The sequence below is a fragment of the Ruegeria sp. AB6 genome, assembly GCF_056542685.1.
Genome location: NZ_JBQGAD010000018.1, coordinates 18,167 through 34,932, shown reverse-complemented (window position 1 = coordinate 34,932; position 16,766 = coordinate 18,167). Strand labels below are relative to the sequence as shown.

The 16,766-nt window shown below is 57.9% G+C and carries 15 protein-coding genes and 1 pseudogene; 6 read left to right on the top strand and 10 right to left on the bottom strand.

The window, feature by feature from the left end:
• From ACR0DB_RS21615 to ACR0DB_RS21580, 8 genes and pseudogenes are all read right to left on the bottom strand, one after another.
• Nucleotides 1-322: pseudogene (locus ACR0DB_RS21615) on the bottom strand (2-hydroxyhepta-2,4-diene-1,7-dioate isomerase); the annotation flags it as partial.
• Nucleotides 323-341: 19 nt separating this feature from the next.
• Nucleotides 342-1,091, bottom strand: a complete 750-nt coding sequence (locus ACR0DB_RS21610) for an SDR family oxidoreductase (protein ID WP_480552901.1) — start codon at nucleotides 1,089-1,091, stop codon at nucleotides 342-344.
• A 14-nt stretch (nucleotides 1,092-1,105) separates the two neighbouring features.
• Nucleotides 1,106-2,608, bottom strand: coding sequence for an aldehyde dehydrogenase (NADP(+)) (locus ACR0DB_RS21605; protein WP_480552899.1), 1,503 nt, complete (start codon nucleotides 2,606-2,608; stop codon nucleotides 1,106-1,108).
• A gap of 12 nt (nucleotides 2,609-2,620) precedes the next feature.
• The gene (locus ACR0DB_RS21600) at nucleotides 2,621-3,733 is read right to left on the bottom strand and encodes a fumarylacetoacetate hydrolase family protein (protein WP_480552897.1); all 1,113 of its coding nucleotides are present in this window, start codon (nucleotides 3,731-3,733) and stop codon (nucleotides 2,621-2,623) included.
• A gap of 1 nt (nucleotide 3,734) precedes the next feature.
• The gene (locus ACR0DB_RS21595; protein WP_480552895.1) at nucleotides 3,735-4,565 is read right to left on the bottom strand and encodes an amidohydrolase family protein; all 831 of its coding nucleotides are present in this window, start codon (nucleotides 4,563-4,565) and stop codon (nucleotides 3,735-3,737) included.
• Nucleotides 4,562-4,990 (bottom strand): RbsD/FucU family protein, encoded by a 429-nt coding sequence (locus ACR0DB_RS21590; RefSeq protein ID WP_480552894.1) that lies wholly within the window; start codon nucleotides 4,988-4,990, stop codon nucleotides 4,562-4,564. Before ACR0DB_RS21590 ends, ACR0DB_RS21595 begins: the two co-directional genes overlap by 4 nt.
• On the bottom strand, nucleotides 4,980-6,032 hold the full coding sequence (locus ACR0DB_RS21585; protein WP_480552892.1) for an aldo/keto reductase: 1,053 nt from the start codon (nucleotides 6,030-6,032) through the stop codon (nucleotides 4,980-4,982). The genes ACR0DB_RS21590 and ACR0DB_RS21585 overlap by 11 nt, the downstream gene beginning before the upstream one ends.
• Nucleotides 6,029-6,766 carry a GntR family transcriptional regulator gene (locus ACR0DB_RS21580; protein WP_170775696.1) on the bottom strand — a complete coding sequence of 246 codons (738 nt, stop codon included), beginning with the start codon at nucleotides 6,764-6,766 and terminating at the stop codon, nucleotides 6,029-6,031. The genes ACR0DB_RS21585 and ACR0DB_RS21580 overlap by 4 nt, the downstream gene beginning before the upstream one ends.
• A gap of 83 nt (nucleotides 6,767-6,849) precedes the next feature.
• Between ACR0DB_RS21580 and ACR0DB_RS21575 the strand changes: the two genes are divergently transcribed.
• The 6 genes from ACR0DB_RS21575 to ACR0DB_RS21550 all read left to right on the top strand — a co-directional run bounded on the left by ACR0DB_RS21575 (nucleotide 6,850) and on the right by ACR0DB_RS21550 (nucleotide 14,669).
• Nucleotides 6,850-8,403 (top strand): UxaA family hydrolase, encoded by a 1,554-nt coding sequence (locus tag ACR0DB_RS21575; RefSeq protein ID WP_480552890.1) that lies wholly within the window; start codon nucleotides 6,850-6,852, stop codon nucleotides 8,401-8,403.
• A 39-nt stretch (nucleotides 8,404-8,442) separates the two neighbouring features.
• Nucleotides 8,443-9,969, top strand: a complete 1,527-nt coding sequence (locus tag ACR0DB_RS21570; RefSeq protein ID WP_480552888.1) for a sugar ABC transporter ATP-binding protein — start codon at nucleotides 8,443-8,445, stop codon at nucleotides 9,967-9,969.
• Nucleotides 9,966-10,973, top strand: a complete 1,008-nt coding sequence (locus ACR0DB_RS21565) for an ABC transporter permease (protein ID WP_170355083.1) — start codon at nucleotides 9,966-9,968, stop codon at nucleotides 10,971-10,973. Before ACR0DB_RS21570 ends, ACR0DB_RS21565 begins: the two co-directional genes overlap by 4 nt.
• Nucleotides 10,974-11,014: 41 nt before the next feature.
• A complete protein-coding gene (locus ACR0DB_RS21560; RefSeq protein ID WP_170791686.1) occupies nucleotides 11,015-11,959 on the top strand; it encodes an ABC transporter substrate-binding protein in 945 nt (314 codons plus the stop codon).
• A 204-nt stretch (nucleotides 11,960-12,163) separates the two neighbouring features.
• A complete protein-coding gene (locus ACR0DB_RS21555) occupies nucleotides 12,164-12,805 on the top strand; it encodes a GNAT family N-acetyltransferase (protein ID WP_480552886.1) in 642 nt (213 codons plus the stop codon).
• A 124-nt stretch (nucleotides 12,806-12,929) separates the two neighbouring features.
• Complete coding sequence (locus ACR0DB_RS21550; protein WP_170775706.1) at nucleotides 12,930-14,669, top strand: tetratricopeptide repeat protein; 1,740 nt, start codon at nucleotides 12,930-12,932, stop codon at nucleotides 14,667-14,669.
• Between the two features lie 58 nt (nucleotides 14,670-14,727).
• Here ACR0DB_RS21550 and ACR0DB_RS21545 read toward each other — a convergent pair whose 3' ends face one another.
• Both ACR0DB_RS21545 and ACR0DB_RS21540 read right to left on the bottom strand, forming a co-directional pair.
• Nucleotides 14,728-15,318: a pentapeptide repeat-containing protein gene (locus ACR0DB_RS21545; RefSeq protein ID WP_170775708.1), complete on the bottom strand. Its 591-nt coding sequence runs from the start codon at nucleotides 15,316-15,318 to the stop codon at nucleotides 14,728-14,730.
• 147 nt (nucleotides 15,319-15,465) lie between these two features.
• Nucleotides 15,466-16,761, bottom strand: coding sequence for a gluzincin family metallopeptidase (locus ACR0DB_RS21540; RefSeq protein ID WP_170775710.1), 1,296 nt, complete (start codon nucleotides 16,759-16,761; stop codon nucleotides 15,466-15,468).
• Between the last annotated feature and the right edge of the window lie 5 nt (nucleotides 16,762-16,766).

Here is a 16,766-nt window from a genome sequence, read left to right as displayed (position 1 = left end):
GACCGATGATGGCGGATGTGGCTTTGAAGAAGATGACTGGTTCGGCGGGCAGCTCCATGCCGCTTTCGGCGGCGTGGTCGGCATAGTTCAGGCCGATGCAGATGAACTTACCCACCTGGCCCACACAGGCCCCGATGCGGGTATTGGCATCGACGGCGGGCAGGCTGGCAAGATCCAGCGCGTTTAGGCGCGCCAGGCTTTCATCGTCAAGCGTTGCACCTGCGATATCATCAACCACCCCAGATAGGTCGCGGATCGTACCGTCCTGATCCAGAATACCGGGCTTTTCCTGTCCGGCAGGGCCGTGGCGTAGCAACTTCATCGTAAAATCCTCACTATCTTCAGATCGTCCAGCCGCCATCGATGGCGAATGGCTGGCCGGTGGTGTATTTGCTGGCGTCGCTTGCGAGATAAAGCGCGAGCTCTGCGATTTCGTCCGCCGAGCCGATGCGCCCCATCGGTTGGCGGGCTATAAAGCCGGACATTGCCGTTTCATAGTCACCGGTCGCCCGCAAACGGTCGTGCAGGCTGGGGCTGTCCACGGTACCGGGGCAGATTGCGTTGCACCGGATGCCTTGCTGGACAAAATCCGCGGCAACGGCCTTAGTCAATCCGATCACCGCAGCCTTCGAGGCGCAATATGCAAATCGGTTTGGCACGCCTTTTATTGACGATGCAACCGAAGACATGTTGATGATCGATCCGCCGTCCTTGCCTAGCATTCCGGGCAAGGTCACACGAATAAGTCGATACATGGCTTTGACATTCAGATTGAAACTGAAGTCCCAGTCACTCTCATTGCAATCAAGGATGGTTCCGCCGGCAACATATCCGGCACAGTTGAACAACACATCCAATGCAGGCAGGTCTGCTACGGCCGCCTTGACCGCAGCGGCATCCGTGACATCCAGCTTCAGGGTCGTGATCCCTGCAACTTCGGCCAGTTCAGCCAGCGACACATCATTGATGTCGCTGGCAATGACTTGCGCGCCCTCTGCCGCGAACAGCTCGGCCGTAGCGCGGCCGATGCCCTGACCCGCCGCTGTGATCAGGGCCGTTTTACCTGCCAATCGGTCCGAGGGGTTATGCATCCCAGTCTTTACTCTCACACGTCTTCGGGCAAAAGGCCGGTTGGGATGTCCTGGTAACAGACCGGGCGCAGAAAGCGACGGATCGACAGGGTGCCAACCGACGTGGCACCGAAATTGGTCGAGGCGGGGTAGGGGCCGCCATGGACCATGCTGTCGCAGACCTCAACCCCGGTGGGGAAGCTGTTGGCCAGCAATCGGCCCGCTTTGCGTTCCAGCAGCGGCAGCAGGGCCTTTGCGTCAGCAGTGTCGCTGTCGTCAAGATGCAAGGTACAGGTCAACTGACCCTCTATTGCGCGGGCGACCTGCAGCATCTGAGCGGAGTCGCGAACGCGAACCACTATACCGAGCGGGCCGAACACCTCTTCTTGCAGTTTGTGATCAGATAGCCAGTCGTCGCCTGACACAGCGAACAGATATGGGGCCGCGTCGCGGGCGGCGCAGCTTGTGCCCATGACCTGCGTCACACCGGTGCCAGCGGCCACCCGTGCCACGCCATCGCGATACGCGTCGGCGATGCCATCGGTCAGCATGGTCTGGTTGGCGGTTGCGTTCAGCCCTGCCTCGGCAGCGGCTTGGAAGGCGTCGGCCTCGGGCCCGTCGACTACAACGGCGATGCCGGGATTGGTGCAGAACTGCCCCGCGCCCATGGTCAGCGATCCGGCCCAGCCGGTCCCGATCCCAGCCCCGCGTGCGGCAGCGGCCTGAGGCAGGATGAACATCGGATTGACCGAGCCCAGCTCTCCAAAGAACGGGATGGGTTCATCGCGTTGAGCGCATAGATCGAACAGGGCGCGACCGCCACCCAGACTGCCGGTAAAGCCCACGGCCCGGATCAGCGGATGCTGCACCAGACGAGTGCCCACGTCACGCTTGCCCCCCTGCACCAGCGAAAAGACACCGGGGTGCACCCCAGTAGCCTTGATCGCGGCGTCGATGGCCTGAGCCACAATCTCACCAGTGCCGGGATGGGCCGAGTGGCCTTTAACCACAACCGGGCACCCTGCGGCCAAGGCCGCGGCTGTATCGCCGCCCGCGACCGAGAATGCCAGTGGGAAGTTTGACGCGCCGAACACGGCCACGGGGCCAAGCGGGCGTTGGATCATCCGCAGGTCGGGGCGGGGCAGGGGCGCGCGGTCCGGCATGGCCTGGTCGTGGCGCATGTCCAGATAGTCACCCTTTTCGATATGATCAGCGAACAGGCGCAGCTGTCCCACGGTGCGGCCACGCTCGCCCTGCAGACGGGCTTCGGGCAGGCCGGTTTCCTGTGTGCCGATTTCGGTGATGGCGTCGCCGCGCGCGTCGATCTCATCGGCAATTTTGCGCAGCAGGGCGGCACGTTCGGCGCGGGTGGACCAGCCGAAACTGGCGAAGGCCTCCTCCGCGGCTTCAACCGCAGCGTCTACCAGAGCGGGCGTTCCAACCGGGAAGTCATGGCTTGGGCCGTGAGCAGGCTCCGAGCTAAAGGTGGCGTCTGATCCAAGCCATTCGCCGGCAATCAGGTGTTTTCCGATCAACATGTTTCTAAATTCCTACAACAGGCCGCGTTCGGCCAGGTTTCGCATCAGATGAGACGCCCCGAACCGCCATTCGGGACATTCGGTCGACAGGCGCACCGTATTGGTTAATGCGCCGAGTTGGTCATTGGCAATTGTGACGACATCACCCAGCTTGTGGGTGAAACCACCGCCGGTTGTGTCCCGGTCCTGCGTGGGCGCAAAGAGCGTTCCCAGAAACAGCATAAACCCGTCGGGATACTGGTGGTGCCGCCCGATAGTCTGTTTCACCAGATCCGCCGGGTCGCGGCTGATCTGAGACATCGAAGACGCGCCGTTCAGGACAAACCCATCCGGCCCGTTTACGGTCAGGGTCAGTTCGGCCTGCCGCACATCGTCCAGTGTATAGCTGTCATCAAACAGGCGGATCATTGGTCCGATCGAGCAGGATGCGTTGTTGTCCTTGGCCTTGCTGAGCAGCAGGGCCGAGCGGCCTTCGACATCGCGCAAGTTGACGTCATTGCCCAGTGTCGCGCCCTTGATCTCACCTTGCGAATTCACCGCCAGGACCACCTCGGGTTCAGGGTTGTTCCAGGTTGAGATCGGGTGCAGGCCTATCTCGGCACCGAAGCCCACGGATGACAACACCTGCGCTTTCGAGAACACCTCAGCATCCGGTCCAATACCGACCTCAAGATACGGGCTCCAGAGGCCTTCGTCGATTAGCGCCTGCTTGACTTGTGCGGCTTCGTCGGAGCCGGGGGTGATGTTGGAAAGGCTGTCGCCGATACGCGCGCCGATGCGGGCGCGGATGGCTTCGGCCTTGGCCGGATCGCCAGCGGCCTGTTCTTCGATCACGCGTTCGACCATGGAACCGGCAAAGGTGACACCGCAGGCCTTGACCGATTGCAGATCGCAGGGGGCCAGCCATTCATGCTCGCTTTCGACCGGGCCGATCGCCTCGCCGGGGGCCGATCGTACGTAATCCGCGGCGTCGTCGCGTTCCAGAATGTCGCGAACGGTAGGAGCCTTCTTGGCGGTGATATCCACCACCTGACCCTCGCGCAATGTTACCACGCACGGGCCGATACCCGGCCGTTCCACACGGCCAAGCCAAAGCCCGGCAGAATCCAGATTGAGTGTTGTCATGTCAGGTCCTGAGATTGTAAGCGCGCGCGGCGTTCCCACCGAGGATCGCATCGCGTTCGGATTGAGTCAGCGCGCTGAGAAGCGCGTCGGTGGTTTCCAGCCAGCGTTCATAAGAGCTGGCCAACGTGCAGACTGGCCAGTCGCTGCCCCAAATCAGGCGCGATGGGCCAAACGTATCCAGAAGGTGCTGAACATAAGGGCGCAAATCGTCGATCTGCCAATCTTGTGCTGCTTCGGTCACCAGTCCGGATAGCTTGCAGAACGCATCGGTGTCGCGGGACAGCGCTGCCATATCCTCGGCCCAACCCTCGATCACCCCGTCGCGGATTAAGGGTTTGGAGCCGTGGTCGATCACCACACGCATGTTCTTATGCCGAGCCAGCAACTGCCGCAAAGGTCCAAGATGCTGTGGCAAGGTCAGCGCATCGAATGTCAGATCATGGGATTGCAGTGCTGCGAAGGCAGGTGTCAGTGCGTCGCCCAGCATCCAGTCGGGATCTTCAATGTCTTGGATCATCGGGCGCAAACCGACCAAAGCGGGGTGTTGTGCCAGAGCAGCGATCTGTGCTGGTGAAGCCGACGCTTCGAAGTCAACCCAACCTACGACGCCCTTGATAAAGGCAGCCTGATCAGCCAGCGACAACATATATTCTGTCTCAGCTACAGTCGGAGCTGCTTGTACCAGCACCGTGCCACCGATGCCTGCCTGCTCCAACATGGGGGACAGATCATGCGGCAGAAAATCCCTATAGATCGCTGCCAATTCGGGGGTAAGCCAGCCATAGTCGTCACGCGCGACTGACCAGAAATGCTGATGCGCGTCGATTTTCAACCGATCACCCCTTTTTTCAGGATGATATTGCCATAGAGCCTGCGCTCACCCGTCTGTACGACGGCATAGGCCGTCGCTGCGCGGTCATAGAATGCAAATCGCTCTAGCCCCTGTACGTCAGCCGGGTTGTCAGCGGTTTCGTTGATGATGCGCTGAAAATCCGCCACGGCATCAGGCACCGCATCCGGATTGCCAACTACCTGCATGGTCAAAGCGGGGTCGGAGACGAAATTGTCCAGCGGCATAACCGACAGGACAGCGCGCAGGACATCGCTGGCGGATGACCCGTCGGCGCGGATACAGTCTGGTCCGGTGCTTGTGCCTGGGAAATTTGCGTCGGCGATAACGATCTCGTCGCCGTGGCCCATTGCCCGCAAAGTGTGCAGCAAGTCCGGGGACAGGATTGGATCAATATTACGTAGCATCGGCAAGCTCCGCTGGCAGGGGTGCATCGGGCCGGATCAAGCCTTCACCGCGCAGATCCGACCAGAGACCGGCTGGAATTTCGCGATCCAACAACGCAACATTTGCCTGAACTTCCCTGGCACTGACCGCGCCGGGGACGACAGTCTTGACGCAGGGATGTCCCAGAACGAATTGAAGTGCTGCGGCGATCAGCGGTGTGTTATGCGCGGCGCAGACTGCCTCGATCTTGCGCACGCGGTCCAAAATGTCTTCGGACGCGTCGGCGTAGTTGTATTTAGCACCCGGAACCGCGCCCGTGGCCAGAATGCCCGAATTGTAGGGGCCGCCCAGAATGATCCCGACATCGCGTTTTTCGCAAAGCGGCAGGAAACTGTCCAAAGCCTCTTGCTCCAGCAAAGTGTAGCGACCGGCCAGCAGGAACCCGTCGAAATCGCCAAGTCCTAACAGTTTTTCACAAACCTGCCATTCGTTCACGCCTGCGCCGATTGCCGCGATTTCACCCGCTTCACGCAATTCAACCAGCGCCTTGTACCCGCCACCGTCAAACAGCTCGCGCACTTTGGCGTCGGACATCTCTTGGCTGCCCTGACTGAAAACGCAGACGTCATGGACCAGAAGGATATCGGCGTTAGCCACACCAATCCGTTCACGGCTGGCCTCGTATGACCGCATTACACCGTCATAGGTGTAGTCGAACACGATCCGTTTCTGTGGGACATCGACAAAGGCTTCGGGTGTCACTTCGTGGGGTTCGCAATCCAGCAGAAGCCGCCCGATCTTGGTCGACAGCTGGATGTTCTCGCGCCCAAATCGGGCGATTGCTTCGCCAAAACGTTGCTCGGATCGACCAAGGCCATATTGCGGTGCGGTATCAAAAAAGCGGATGCCTGAATCATAAGCCGCCTGCAGAGCCGCTTGCGCGTCAGCATCCGAAACCTTGCGGTATAGATTCCCCAGCGGCGCACCACCAAAGCCCATGCGGGTTAAAGGGACAGGGCGTGCTGTGCGATTGTTCAGTAGTTCTGTCTGGGAAACGGTCATTCGGTCTCGCAATTCGACTTTTGTGTGAGGTTGAACAAATGGGGCTTTTGCCGTTCGAGTTCTTCTAGGCGTGGCATCAACTGCCCCAAATGGATATGCATCGCGTCTTGTGCGGCGCGTTCGTCCCGATTGGCGATTGCATCGAAGATGGCCCGGTGTTCGGCCAAAGTTTCGACCACCCGGCCAGGTGTCGGCAACAGAAGCATACGGGCTCGGCTGACCTGAAGCGACACCGTCTGCGCCACATCCGCAAGGCGATGAAACCCGGTGAAATCCATCAGCATGCTGTGGAACTCTTCATCTGCCTGATAGAATCCGGGGATGTCCTCGTCCTCGATCAAAAGCTCTTGCAAGCGCATGTTGCGGCTCAGCCGTTTACGCTGATCCTCGGTCAGATCCCGCGCGACCTTGGCGACAGTGGCCAGCTCCAGCGCTTCGCGCAGAAAAACACCTTCGCGGATTTCGTCCATCGAGAAATAGGACACACGGGTGCCCGATTGCGGGACCACATCCACCAGTCCCTCGGACGCTAGCCGCGCGATTGCGTCAGCGACGGGTGCGCGTGACACACCCAGACGCTCGCACACCGGAGCTTTTCGCAGGTTTGCGCCGGGTGGAAAATCCAGCGCCAGAATCGCTTGCTTCAAAGATTGATGAACCCGTTGGGTCAGCGACCCTTCCGTTGACGAGATCACAGGCAGCAAAGCGGCGTCAATGTCCTGAGGTTTGTTCATGGTTTGTGATTTAGCATTCTAACATGTTAGTTGACAAGTACAGATTTTCCACTTAGCAACATGACCAAGCAAGCGGGGAAGTGATGCAAGCAAACGGCGGCATAGATGTTCTGGAGAAGGCGGCGCGAGACGTCGTGAAGTTGAACCCGGATGACAATATTGTGATCGCTCTGCGCGACTTGCAGGGGGGGGAGCAGCTGGCGGATGTTTCGGCTCCGCTGACGTCACAGATTGCGCGGGGCCACAAAATCGCAGTGGAGCCGATTCGGGCTGGTGAAAATGTCATCCGCTACGGTCAGATCATCGGGCAGGCAAAATCCGACATCGCGCCAGGTGAGCATATTCATGTACACAATCTGGGCATGGGGGCGCATCAGCAGGACTATGCATATGCGTCGGCCAATGACCCGTTGCCGAAGATCGCAGAAGAACGAACTTTTCAGGGCTATCACCGTGCCGACGGCAAGGTGGGGACGCGGAATTATATCGGCATTCTGACCACAGTGAACTGTTCGGGTTCAGTCGCGCGATTCATTGCGGAAGCAGCCGAGAAATCAGGGCTGTTGGAAGCTTATCCGAACGTGGACGGCGTGGTGCCGATTGTGCATGGCACCGGCTGCGGCATGTCCGGCAAGGATGAGGGCTATGCCACTTTGTTCCGCACCCTTGCGGGCTATGCGCAGCATCCCAATTTTGCCGGTATTCTGTTGATCGGACTGGGTTGTGAGGTGATGCAGGTAGCCGACCTGGTGGGGGGTCGTCCGATCCGCCCCGATGGTGCGCTGCGCTACATGACCATTCAGAACGAGGGCGGCACGCGGCGTACGATTGAACGAGGTTTGGCCGAGATCAAGGGAATCGCCGAACTTGCCAACCAAGTGACGCGCGAACCCGCGCCGATCAGCGAGATTACGGTTGGAATGCAATGCGGCGGCTCGGACGGGTATTCGGGCATCACTGCAAACCCTGCACTGGGATATGCATCCGACCTTCTGGTGCGCCACGGTGGTACGACAATCCTGTCGGAAACCTCGGAAGTATACGGGGCCGAGCACCTACTGACCCGCCGCGCTGAAACGCCTGAAGTGGGCGCCAAGTTGATTGAGCGCATTCATTGGTGGGAGGACTATACCGAACGCAATGGCGGCGAGATGGACAACAACCCAAGCCCGGGTAACAAGCGTGGCGGGTTGACGACCATTCTGGAAAAATCGCTTGGCGCTGTTGCCAAGGGCGGCACAGCGCCGATGCGGGATGTCTACAAGTTCGGCGAGATTGTCGACAAAAAGGGCTTTGTTTTCATGGACAGCCCCGGTTTCGATCCATGCTCGGTCACGGGGCAGGTAGCCTCAGGGGCGAACCTGATCGTTTTCACTACCGGGCGGGGCTCGGTCTCGGGCTATCAGCCGACCCCTTGCGTCAAGCTGGCAACGAACTCTGAAATGTACGCGCGGATGGCCGACGATATGGACCTGAATTGCGGTGACATCGTCACCGATGGGGTCAGCATCGAGGCGAAGGGAGAGGAATTGTTCGAAATTCTGATCCGCGTTGCCTCGGGCGAGAAAACCAAAAGCGAAGAGCTGGGATTTGGGGGGGTCGAATTCGTCCCCTGGCAGATCGGCGCCGTAATGTAATCACACACCCTAGGGGATGAGGGTACAATGGGAGGGAACATGACAAAACTGGTCGACATGACGGGGATCGAAAAGTATTTCCCCGGCGTGCACGCGCTGAAAACAGTGCAGTTCGATCTGTTTTCGGGCGAGGTTCACGCACTTATGGGCGAGAACGGTGCCGGGAAAAGCACGCTGATGAAGATCCTGTCGGGGATTTATCAGCGCGACGGTGGTGATCTGGTGATCGAAGGCAAGTCGGTCAGCCCGAGCACGCCCGGCGAAGCGCAGGATCTGGGCATCGGTATCATCCATCAGGAACTGAGCCTGATGAATGATCTGACCGTAGCGCAGAACATCTTTATCGGTCGAGAGCCCCGCAAGAGCTTTGGTAGACTGGACGAGGCCGCGCTGAACGCACAGACGGCCGAGATTTTCGCCTCGATGAACCTGTCGCTGGATCCAAAGACATTGGTAGGCAGCCTGACCATTGCGAAACAGCAGATGGTCGAGATTGCCAAGGCGCTTTCTTTCCGGTCCAAGGTTCTTATCATGGACGAACCCACAGCGGCCCTGAACGATGCCGAGATAGCCGAGCTGTTCGTGATCATTCGCCGCCTCAAGGCCGAGGGCGTGGGCATCGTCTATATCAGTCACAAAATGGACGAGCTTAAGCAGATCGCCGACCGCGTCACCGTGATGCGCGATGGCGAATATGTGGGCACCGTAGGCGCGGCTGAGACACCAATTAGCCAGATCATCGCCATGATGGTTGGGCGTGAAGTGAACGAGAAACCTCTGGACGTGCCCGATCTTGGCGACGCCGAAGTTTCGCTTGAGGTGTCCGGTCTAAATCGCGGCAAAGAGATCAAGGATGTCAGCTTCTCGGTCCAGAAGGGCGAGATTCTTGGGTTCGCGGGCCTTATGGGGGCCGGTCGGACCGAGGTTGCGCGCGCGATCTTCGGCGCGGATGTGAAGGACAGCGGAACAATCCGCGTTCATGGCCAAGAGGTTTCGATCAAGTCGCCCAAGGATGCCGTGACTGCGGGCATCGGCTATCTGTCCGAGGACCGCAAACATTTCGGGCTGGCCACCGGCATGAACGTGCGCGACAATATCGCGTTGGCTTCGATGGATCTGTTCACCGGCACCGGAGGAGTGTTGAATGACGGTGAAATCAGCACCACGGCCAAGGGATATATCGCGCAGCTGGGCATTCGCACGCCCTCGGACGTGCAAGAGGTCCGACTGCTGTCAGGAGGCAATCAGCAAAAGGTTGTGATTGCAAAATGGCTGCTGCGCGATTGCGATATCCTGATCTTTGACGAACCCACGCGGGGCATCGACATCGGTGCGAAGTCCGAGATTTACAAGCTGCTCGAAGAACTCGCCGAGCAGGGCAAGACTATCATCGTGATCTCGTCGGAATTGCCCGAGATCATGCGCCTGAGCCATCGCATCGCAGTGATGTGCGAAGGCCGACTGACCGGCATTCTGCCCGGCGGAAAAGACACTACTCAGGAAGACATCATGCATCTGGCCACCCAACGCGCGGCGGCGATGCAGGTAACGGGGGCACCACAATGACCACGGCAACAGACGTTGAAAAGAAAAAACCACTCGCGGGACTGTCCGACAGCGGCGCGTATCAAAAGCTGCTGGCTTTTGCCAGTTTGATCGCGCTGCTGATAGGCTTCTCGATTGCGTCGCCGAACTTTATGCAGACCTCGAACATGATCGCCATTTTGCAGGCGACCTCGGTGAACGGGGTGCTGGCGGTGGCGGCAACGCTGGTGATCATCACAGGTGGGATCGACCTTTCGGTGGGCACTTTGATGACCTTCTGCGCCGTGATCGCGGGCGTGGTGCTAACTTATCTGGGGATGCCCCTGCTGTTGGGCGTGGCGGCGGCCATCGCGGCAGGCGCGTTCTGTGGGCTTTGCTCGGGCACTTTCGTTGCCAAGATGAAGATTCCGCCTTTCATCGCCACGCTTGGCATGATGCTGATCCTAAAAGGCCTGTCGCTGGTCATCTCGGGCACGCGGCCGATCTATTTCAACGACACGCCGGGGTTTGACCAGATCTCGCGCGGGTCGCTGATCGGAGAGATTTTCCCGGCGCTGCCCATCCCGAACGGCGTGCTGATCCTGTTCCTGGTGGCGATTGCAGCGTCGTACATCCTGAGCCGTACGGTTCTGGGCCGCTACACTTTCGCCTTGGGTTCGAACGAAGAGGCCGTGCGCCTGTCGGGTGTGAACACCGACGCCTGGAAGATGCGCATCTACGCTCTGGCGGGTGCAATCTGCGGCATCGGCGGCATCCTGATCGCTTCGCGCCTGAACTCGGCGCAACCTGCGCTGGGTCTGGGATACGAGCTTGAGGCGATCGCAGCCGTGGTAATCGGTGGCACGTCGCTTTCGGGCGGACGCGGTACCATTCTGGGCACGCTGATCGGCGCGCTGATCATGGCGGTCCTGACCAACGGGCTGCGCGTGCTGTCCGTGGCGCAGGAATGGCAAACCGTTGTCACCGGCGCAATCATCATTCTGGCGGTCTATGCCGACATGGCACGGCGCAAAAAGTCCGGCTGAAGAAACCAACTATAAAACGACCAACTGTGGAGGAGAAAAACATGTTTTCACGTCGTTTCATTCTGGGTGCGCTGAGCGCAGCCACGATTGCAGGTCCGGCCTCGATGGCCGCAGCGGAAGAAATCTATATTCCGCTGGTATCGAAGGGCTTCCAACACCAGTTCTGGCAGGCGGTGAAATCCGGCGCCGAGCAGGCAGCTGACGAGTACAACGTAACCATCACCTTTGAAGGCCCCGACAACGAAACAATGGTCGACCGCCAAATCGACATGCTGGCCGCTGCACTTGCCAACAACCCCAAAGCCATCGGCTTTGCTGCGCTGGACAGCCAGGCGGCTATCCCGCTGCTGCGTCAGGCGAATGATAAGGGTATCCCGATCATCGCGTTCGACAGTGGTGTCGACAGCGACATCCCTGTTTCGACCGCAACCACCGACAACCTGGCCGCTGCGGGTCTGGCTGCCGACAAGATGGCCGAGAAGCTGGGCGGTAAAGGTAAGGTTGCTGTTGTGGCCCACGACCAGACCAGCCGCACCGGTATCGACCGCCGCGATGGCTTTGTGAACCGTATCGAAGAAAAATATCCTGACATCGAAGTTGTCACAGTTCAGTACGGCCAGGGCGACCACTTGAAATCGACCGAAGTTACCAAGGCGATCCTGACGGCTAACCCTGATCTGGACGGCATCTTCGGCACCAACGAAGGCTCGGCCATCGGTGTTGTGAACGGTGTTCAGGAACTGGGCACCGAAGGTCTGGTGATCATCGGCTATGACAGCGGCAAAGCGCAGAAGGACGCAATCAAAAGCGGACTGATGGCTGGTGCGATCACTCAGAACCCAGTTGGGATCGGTTACGAGACCGTCAAGGCCGCCGTTTCCGCACTGAAAGGTGAAGAGGTTCCGGCACTGATCGACACCGGTTTCTACTACTATGACGCCTCGAACATGGACGATCCAAAAATCGCGGCGGTTCTGTACGATTAAGATCAAGCCCACTCACGGTTTACCGGCCCGTCGTTCTGCGGCGGGCCGGTTTTGTTTGCGCTACTCGATCAGGAAGTATTAAGATGAAACTTTAAGGCGAGGGCAACTATGCGCCGAATTGAGGTTTCTGAATTCGTATTTCCACATCTAGTGTGCTAGTGTCTTTCGGTGGATCGTTAAGATTTTGTTTAAAGGTTGATTTAAGTGTCAGACAACTTGAGTAATAAGTTTAGATTGCGCCCGATGGAGAAAGCGGATCTTGAGGTCATCTCCCATTGGTTCCAAGACCCTGAAGACGTTGCGCTTTTTGATCGGACATCGCGGGTTCCGTTGAACCAGTTTCAGACAGAAGAAAGTTGGAAGGCTGTGTTTACCGCCGAAGGAGCGGGGTGCAAATGTTGGTTCGTGGTGGAAAACAGCTCTGGCGAAGCGGTTGGCCTGGCCGGGATCGAAAGCGTATCGCTGGTAAACCGGGATGCGGTGGTCGCAATGTTTGTCGACAAATCCGCGCGACGCGCCGGCGTTGGGATACGAGCGACGGCTTTGGTGGTAGATTTTGCCTTTCGGCAACTAGGGTTGAACCGTTTGACCTCTTATTATCGGGCGGACAACACCAGCAGCCGCGATCTGGTTGCAAGGATAGGATGTCAGGTCGAAGGGACCATGCGTGAAGCCTGGTTTGCGGACGGGCAGTTTCACGACATGGTTGTTGTGGGTGTTCTCAAAGGCGATTGGGCGAAACGACGCGACGCTTTGGCGGCCGAACTGTCTGACGATACACAGGTCTCGTTGGGGCCGAATGCGTCTGCGGCTTGGACATGGCCGCCGAAGTGCAAGAGTGGTTGAGTGAAAGTCGTTAATACCGCAAGTAGTCGTTAAATTTCAAAATTTGCTTTATGCTGATCCACGGACCTGCTCGGTGCCAAATAAACGAGAATAAACAGTGAATACGACCAATCCGAATTTTACGATGACTCAAAAGCTTGGCGCTGTTCTGTTCGCCGATGTCGTCGGGTATTCGCGATTGATGAGTCAAAATGAGTTAGATACTTATAACGCGCTGAAATCATTGATTTCTGATCTTGAATCTTCCTGCGCAAAACATCAGGGCAGGGTGGTCGAGGTGCGCGGCGACGGCATCTTGGCATTGTTTGAAACAGCAACAAGCGCGGTCGAGTTTGGTGTCGAATTGCATCGTATCGCCAGCGCGCATAACAGTGCCGGTCCCGAAGACCAGCGAATCAAATTCCGTGCGGGTGTTCATCTTGGGGAAATCCTGATCGACGATCGCGGCATTCATGGCGATAACGTCAACATCGCCGCACGGCTGCAAGAGATCGCCGAGCCCGAGCGTGTCTATGTTAGTTCGGCTGTCTATGATCAGGTCTGCAACCGCCTGCGCTATGGCTATGAGTTTTTGGGGCCCAAGCAGCTCAAGAATATCATGAACCCGGTGTCGACCTATTGCGTCCGCAGCGAGGTTGCAGGCGCAACCATGGCGGGAACGATGCGACCCGAAGTGTTGGGGGATATTCTCGAACGTCCTGATACACCATCGGTTGCCGTGCTGCCTTTTGCCAGCCACGGGGACGAGTCCGATAATTGGGTGGCCGAAGGTCTGACAGACGACATCATCATGAACCTGTCCAAGTTCAGGAACCTGTTCATCATCGCGCGCAACTCGTCCTTTTTCTTCAAAGCGCAATCCATGCCGCCGAAAGACGCCGCACAGCGGTTAAACGTGCGCTATATCGCGCGGGGCAGCGTACGCCGATCAGCCAGTCGGATCCGGATCTCGGCCGAGTTGGTGGATGCCAGTAGTGAACGCACGATCTGGGCGGAACGGTTCGACCGCAATATCGACGATATTTTCGACATTCTGGACGAAGTCACCGAATGTATCGTCGCTGCGACTGCCGTCATGATCGAGTCACATGAAAAGCAGCGGATGATCCAGGCGATCCCCTCTGATCTTGAGGCTTATGGGTCGGTTCTTCAGGGCCAACACCATATCTTCAAATACACGCGCAACGACAATCGTAAAGCGCAGAACTTTTACCAATCCGCGCTGGAACGCGACGGCGGCTATGCACGAGCAGCGGCGGCGTTGTCACGGACGCTGAACATCGACTGGCGCTATTCCTGGAGTGATGACCCGTCCAAGGCGTTTGAACAGGCGCTGACCTTTGCCCAACAGGCGATTGAGTTGGACCCGACGGATGCGCGCGGCTTTGGTGAATTGGGGTATGTGCATCTGTATCGCAAGGAACATGACGCCGCTATTCAGTCCTATCAACGTGCATTGGCCCTGAACCCCAATGACGCCGATATGCATTCGGATTACGCGGACGCTCTGGCCCATTCGGGTGATAACGAAACGGCGATCACGCATCTGCAACAGGCCATGCGGCTGAACCCTTATTTCCCCGATCAGTACCTGTGGCATCTGGGCGGCGCCTATTACAATCTCAGACGCTATGAGGACGTGATAGAGACGGTCAACAAGATGAACAACCCAACCGAGGGGCAACGGATGCTGGCCGCGAGCCATGCGCAATTGGGGAACACGGATATGGCGCGTCTGATCGCGGACAAGCACCGCGAAGCGCATCCCAACTTCTCTCTGTCACGGTGGGCCAAAGTTCTGCCCGACCGGCTGGAGGATGACACCCAACACTTTGTAGAAGGTCTGAAAAAGGCCGGGTTCTGAGCATAAAAAAAGGGCGCGACCCTACGCGCCCTGTTTGAACCGGGAAAGGGAAGGGGGCTTAGTCGCCGCCCCGCACTTTCGCACCGCTGACTTTCGCGCCACTGACTTTGGCACCGGAAACCTTGGCGCCCGAGACTTTCGCACCGCTAACCTTGGCACCCGACACCTTTGCCCCACTGATCGCCGGGCTGTCGAAGCCGAAATAAATGTCCAGTAGAACCTGTTCGAACTGACCGGTTGTGACATCCATACGCATGGTCTGATCGGCCTTTTCGTAGCGCCAAACCATGATGTCGTTTGCTACTTGGTAATCAGCCGCCGCGACGCCGCCGATCGAAGGATCCCTTGGAGCGCGTGATGCATTATTTGGAGGTTCATTCGGGTTACCATTCACGGGGTCTCCGTCGCCATGAACCAGAAAAATTGCCGGTTCTGGCAGGTCGTAATAAGTGCCTTCATAGGCAAAACCATAAATCTTGGCGAACTGCGCTTTTAAGTCGTTTCCGCCCTGAACTTTCTCATCTTCAAGCTGGTCGGAAAGATGCTTGTTGTTGCCTTTACCGCCCTTTTTCTTGTTTTCCAGCTTAATGTCAGTCAGGACTCTTCCGTAAATTAGCACTTCCGAAAAACTGAGCAATGTTTCACCCATAAACTCATCTCCCAATTGTGGGGTCGCGGGTTTGACCGTTCACCCTTTTCACCACGGCCCGAGATGCCCCGTGCCAGAAAATCCAAAAAAATCACCCCTCTATTCCATGCCATAAATCGGCTTCAAAAAAAAGAATTTTGCTATTGGTCAATCCGGGACCATCGTACGGACTGAATTTGAATGGCTGTCTTCTTCCGGGTCAGGCAAGCGGGGACCGGCCGTTGTCAGCCCGATATCGCGCATTCTGAAGTTGCCCTCGATGATCTGGTGGAACGCGCCGCCGGTGATCTCCTGATCCACGGCAAGCAGTGCTTTTTCCACGCCGAAATAGCTGAGCATGTCCGCATCCAGGCGCGACCAGGTATCGGCCAGATAGGTACCCAGATAGTCTCGCGCTTCAAGCAAGGCGATACGGAACCCATCGGGATTTTCGGCGTAGCGTTTGTCGAAAATCTCCTGCATGACAGTGCTGTAGTCTGGAGAGCCTTCCAGTTGGTCCGACAGGTCTTCTTCCTCGGGCGAGATCAGCCCGTGCAGCAGCAGCCGTTCGTGATAGATATCGACAAAGATATCGAACATCGCGCCGGTCAGCGGTTCAGACAGTGCATGTTCACTGGACCAACCATGGGAAAACTCGGACAGCGTTTTGTTGTTGGCGGCAATTCGGATCTGAGCGTTCTCGGACAGTTCGGCAAACCGGTTCAGGCGGTTGTAGGTATAAAGATTTCCACGCGTGTTTTGCAGCAGGCTCTCGACAACTGATCCGAAATGGAGCGAGGCCAATAGCGCCACCATATCCGCGGCAGACTCGTGAAAGCCGTAGTATTCGCCGGAGGCGTCCCCGTTCGAGGGCATCCCGATCACGCTGTAAATGATTGCGTGGCCGATCTCATGGGCGACGACATCAAAGTTCAGACTATAGGGGCGGTATTCGTCGCCATGGTCATGGGTGCCGCCGGTTTCCAGAAACCCCCACCCGATATGCGCATTGTCGAGGCTGGGCAGCAGCGACAGTTCCAGCCGGTCGAAATCACGGGCAAAGTGCCAAGGGATTGGGTGATCAAAATAGCCTTGCCACACATCCATGGTGAAATGTGCAGACCCAAACAGATGTGCGGCTTCAAAAGAAGGGTCTGTGGGGTCGATATGGATGAAATTTCCGAACTCGTCTGGCATGGCCGGAGGCTGGATATAGCCGTTCCAAGGTGGCAGATACATGCCAGGACCGTCGGGGCCGGGAACTATCGCCCCATAGGGCGTGGTTTTGCCAACCGGGTTGACCGTATACATGCGCGGCCCCGAGGGGCCCGGCCCAATGCTGCCCTGCGGGGCCGAGATTTCGACCAGCTCCAGTTCCGCGTCAGGTTCTAGGAAAGGCGATTGCGGGAACAACAGGAACCGGGTTCCGGGTTCCTCATCAGGTGTCTGTTCGGGTAAAGTCATCCGGT